The following is a 1,201-nucleotide window of genomic DNA, read 5'->3' as shown; positions in this document are numbered from 1 at the left end:
TTGTTATTCGTGCCGTCAAAGAACAGGCTGATCTGCAATGTCTGCCGGCACGACCGGGTTTCGTCATGCATCCGCAGCGCGCCCAACTTGAATGCGTCTTCGCTTTGCGATAGCGGCAGCCGGCCACCCTCCGACATCGCTTCTGGCCATCGAATCGTCATTGCATTCCCCCCTTTCTGTACAGCCGGTTCCATTCTTCGTCGATCACGCCCTGCGCGATATAGGGATCGTTATCCGCCGGGCGGTTGTTCGGATTGTTGCCGCCGTCGCGATTGCCATCAGTAATCATCACGCGAACCCGATCGCCAGGCAGGAAGATGCCCCACGCCTCGTTCGCATTGGCTCCGTTGTACGGCGCGATCCGCACGTTCTCCGCCTTGTACCAGTAGCCGCGTGTTTTCCCATCCTGCTTCTTGTCCACCAGCCAGCGCACCGTCAGCTTCAATTCCGGTTGCCATTCGATGGGATAGCGCATGCAACAGACCGCCGCGCCTCCTCCGGACGGACGGCCATCCGCCTTGATTGGCATTACGTTCGGCCCCCCGCCGCGAATACCGCTCCCAGGCGGCCCCACCATCGAAAACGTGTGGATGTACCACGGCGTATAGTTCAGTGCGAGAACATCCATGCCACCCCCCAGCTTCACCGGGTGAGGAACATCTATCGGTTCTACTGCATTCGGCTGCCCACCTGCGCACGCAGCCAACGACAGACAGAGCGCCGACAGCACGCCGGTCACCGCCACTCGCCATTGATTCGTCACTGCATGCCTCCCTTTCCGTACAGCCGGTTCCATTCTTCGTCGATCGCGCCCTGCGCGATGTACTCCGCCTTGAAATCCGCCCTGGACAGAATCTCGTCGCCCTTCATCATCGGCACGCCGTATTTGAGCGCGTGAACGTACATGTCGTGCAGCGCAATCTGGCTGAGCTTGCCGCCATCGCCCTGGTCGGGATCACGCCCCTTGCCCTGTTCATTCGGCGCATAGCCTCCGCCGACATCCGAATGCACGCCGGGGTACGCGACTTCATGGCGGATGCCGAGCGGATAAGCGCCCCCCGCTTCGCGGATCGAATCGACCGGAAAGCTCATGCGCTGCTCGTGGATCGAGAACGCGTGAACGCAGTAACGGACCGAATCGGGAATGCGCATCGCGCCGTCACTGGCAAAGGCGAAGTGCCCGTCGAACGAACCGATGTCG

The 1,201-nt window shown here is 61.0% G+C and carries 2 protein-coding genes; both read right to left on the bottom strand.

Annotated elements, in window-relative coordinates; genetic code table 11:
- Positions 1–157: 157 nt before the first annotated feature.
- On the bottom strand, positions 158–763 hold the full coding sequence (locus LIG30_RS24825; protein WP_235510137.1) for a DUF3304 domain-containing protein: 606 nt from the start codon (positions 761–763) through the stop codon (positions 158–160).
- A partial coding sequence (locus LIG30_RS01955; protein ID WP_038709214.1) for a phospholipase effector Tle1 domain-containing protein occupies positions 760–1,201 on the bottom strand: 442 nt, incomplete at its 5' end. The genes LIG30_RS24825 and LIG30_RS01955, both read right to left, overlap by 4 nt.

The sequence above is a fragment of the Burkholderia sp. lig30 genome, assembly GCF_000687455.2.
In the GTDB taxonomy this organism is placed as follows: domain Bacteria; phylum Pseudomonadota; class Gammaproteobacteria; order Burkholderiales; family Burkholderiaceae; genus Burkholderia.
The sequence above is the reverse complement of the archived record's forward strand: the minus strand, read 5'-3'. Positions and strand labels throughout refer to the sequence as shown.